We start from the raw sequence: 2877 nt of genomic DNA, 5'->3' as shown, positions 1-2877 counted from the left end.
CGAATTCCACGATGGTGATTGGACGTGTCGCCCGCACCAACGAGTACAGCAGTCGGCCGGCCTCCGGTGTCACGGGGATGTAGAAGTCGCTCATCGCGTCGGCGCGTTCCTGCGCGGTCCTCGCCGTAGACATGTCGGGGCGGATCGCGCGCAACTGTGACATCTGTTCGCGCGACTCGGTATACATCCGTTCAAGCGTTTCGGCGACTCGAGGATCTTGCAGCGTGGTGGCCATGGCGTTTCTCCTATGTCAAGCCGCTGCCGGTTGGCAAGGCTGAGTTCTGTTTTGGTGGTCGGTGTGGAGGTGGCCGAAGACCACTCGTGATAGTCGTCGTTTCAAGCAACGCAGGGCTTCGGGGTTGGAATCGCCTGCGGAAAGACGGTGGCGGTAGTAGGTCTGCCCGAGTCCGTCGAGGCGGATCTGGGTGATCGCTATCCGGTGTAAGGCGGCGTTGAGTTGGCGGTTGCCCGAACGCGTCATGCGCACCCGGCCGGCGGTATTGCCCGACCACACCGGAACGGGTGCGACACCGGCGTGGCGGGCGAACGCGGCCTCGCTTTTGAATCGGGTCACCCCGGCGGCTTCCCCGACGAGCTTGGCCGCGGTCAACTCCCCGCACCCGGGCATGGCCAGGAGCATCGGGGCGACCTGGCGGACACGCGCAGAAATCCGTTTGGCCAACGCATTGATCACTTCGGTGAGCCGGGTGATGTCGGCCAGCTCGTCACGCGCCAACTCTGCGACCAGGCCGTCGACGGTGTCCAGCCAGTCGCCGAGGATGCGGCGATGTTTGGCCAGATCCAACGAGCGAGGTCGAGGGGCGCGTTCGGGATCGAGTTCATGAACCCGCCACAACAGCCGATTGATCGTTGCAGTCCGTTGCGCGACAAGGACTTCGCGGCGATCCACCAACAACTTCAACTCCCGCGACACCTCATCATGGGAGGCGATTGGCAGATCGGGCTCACGCAGAAACCCGCGCGCAACGGCCAAGGCGTCGATGGGATCGGACTTACCCCGTGTGCGCGCCGACCTGCGTGCCATCGCCATCAACTTCGGTGGCACCCGCACCACCTGCTGGCCGGCCGTGAGCAGATCGCGCTCCAACCGGGCCGACAGATGCCGGCAATCCTCGATCGCCCACACCACCTGGCCACCAAAGCGTTCCCGGGCCCACATCACCGCTTCGGCATGCCCCGCGCTCACCGCTTTAACGGTCTTCTCAGCGATCTTGCGCCCCACCTCGTCGACGGCGACAAAGGTGTGCGTCTGCTTGTGCACATCGGCTCCAACAACAACCATGGAGGTTGCCTCCTTCACTGTGAGGTGACGGTTGGGCCGGTCGGCGGACACATCTCAGTGGGGGCGATGCCACGCTCCTATCAAGTCACGCCGGCCGGTCCTTCACACCTGGCGCCGACAAAACGCATGCACGCCAACCCGAAGGCGGCAACGAGCCTAAGAGCCAGACACCAGATGATCAGGATCCAACCACCGCAACACGCGGCAACCTCACCCTGACACTGACGCCGAGCCTAGCCACGCGGCCGTCCGAATTGGTCTCCACCATGTTTGACGAGCACTGATAGCGGTGGGAGGATGGACCGGCAAGCACCTCGGTAGGTGAGGCGTCTGCACGGATACAGGCCACTGACCCCGAACGTCGAGAGACGCCCCGGGTCAGGACAGCTCTTCCCGGCCTAAGGGTTGAGCCCAAGTGGCTTCCGGATGTAACACCGGATACGCCGTGCAGTGCCGAAGCTCCGACGATGGGGGTGCGTCGCCGTCAGGCGCCAACCCCCCGTCATGCGTGCACTTGTGGTGACACCCCCGTGTGTCCTGGCCGTGAGGAGGTGAGGGCGATATGAGTCCGAGCGATAGTCCGCATCCATATTGGAAATCCATTTCGTCCCGATCCGGTAGCGGCCTCTCCGCCGTCGCCTGAGCCTCCCCGAAGTCGGTTCTGGTTGTGCCGAACTGCAATTGGCGGTGGCTGGACTCGCCCACAGCGATGGATCGGGCTTTCCCTGAGGAGACGATCATGCGTCCCAACCCCGAGCGTCAGATTCATCGAGCCTGCGGCGACGTCCGTGCGGCACTGTTCAGTGCATTGGAGCTCCTCGCGGACGGCAGCATTCCCTCGACCGCCGGCGACGACGCGTTCAAGGTGCTCAGCGACTTGGGTAGGTTGCAGCGCCATCTCGCCGATGCGCTGCAAGCCACCAACCTGCTCGACCAGATGGTCGGCGTTCCGGTGGAGGAGCGTCAGCCGTGGTCGTACTACCGGAGCCGGATTGCCCAGAAAGCGAGACTGGTCAGCGCCGTCGACGATGACCGCGGCCTAACCGGCCAGGCCACCGCGTCCTGACCAGGATCACGAAACCTGAGGCAGGAGAACGATCTTGCCGTGCGTGTGTCGTTGCTCGAGTTCGGCGAACGCGTCGACGACCCGATCGAGCGGGTAGGTCGCGGCGACGTCGAAGTCGAGCGCGCCGGAAGTGATCAGATCGGCGATCTCGGTTAGCACCGCCGGTGTTGACGCCTCAGCGCTGCCTTCGCTTTTCGCGCCGACCTCGGCGGCCTTCTCGAAGGAGATGATGGTATTGATCCGTTCGGGTGACACGCCGAGGTCGACCGCGAGCTGCACATAGTCCGGTCCGAACAGGTCGATGAAGGCATCGATGCCGTCCGGTGCGGCCTGCTGCAGTCGTTGTGCCAACCCGTCGCCGTATTCGACCGGCTCGACGCCGTGCGCGCGGAGCCACTCCGCATTGCCCGACGACGCGATACCCAACACCCGTACGTCGCGCAGTGCCAACAGCTGCACCACCAGGCTGCCAACGCCTCCGGCCGCGGCGGACACCGCGACGGTCTCA

3 protein-coding genes, 1 pseudogene and 1 riboswitch are annotated in these 2877 nt (G+C 64.5%); of the genes and pseudogenes, 1 reads left to right on the top strand and 3 read right to left on the bottom strand.

The window, feature by feature from the left end; all coding sequences use genetic code 11:
- Window positions 1-235: pseudogene (locus QOC69_RS14340) on the bottom strand (methyltransferase); the annotation flags it as partial.
- A gap of 15 nt (window positions 236-250) precedes the next feature.
- Window positions 251-1321, bottom strand: a complete 1071-nt coding sequence (locus QOC69_RS14335; RefSeq protein ID WP_526440568.1) for an IS110 family RNA-guided transposase — start codon at window positions 1319-1321, stop codon at window positions 251-253.
- Between the two features lie 288 nt (window positions 1322-1609).
- A riboswitch (M-box (ykoK) riboswitch) is annotated at window positions 1610-1783 on the top strand.
- Window positions 1784-2042: 259 nt separating this feature from the next.
- Between QOC69_RS14335 and QOC69_RS14330 the strand changes: the two genes are divergently transcribed.
- Complete coding sequence (locus QOC69_RS14330) at window positions 2043-2369, top strand: hypothetical protein (protein WP_526440566.1); 327 nt, start codon at window positions 2043-2045, stop codon at window positions 2367-2369.
- Window positions 2370-2375: 6 nt separating this feature from the next.
- Here the strand turns inward: QOC69_RS14330 and QOC69_RS14325 are convergent.
- Window positions 2376-2877, bottom strand: a 502-nt coding sequence (locus tag QOC69_RS14325) for a zinc-binding dehydrogenase (protein WP_526440564.1), incomplete at its 5' end; no start/stop codon positions are given.

It is taken from the genome of Mycobacterium sp., from assembly GCF_032162105.1.
Lineage (GTDB): Bacteria > Actinomycetota > Actinomycetes > Mycobacteriales > Mycobacteriaceae > Mycobacterium.
Note: the sequence above shows the minus strand (reverse complement) of the source record. Positions and strands in the feature narration are given on the sequence as shown.

Coding starts and splice junctions, on each gene's coding strand:
- QOC69_RS14330 (WP_526440566.1), top strand. CDS start 2,043: ATGCGTCCCAACCCCGAGCGTCAGATTCATCGAGCCTGCGGCGACGTC.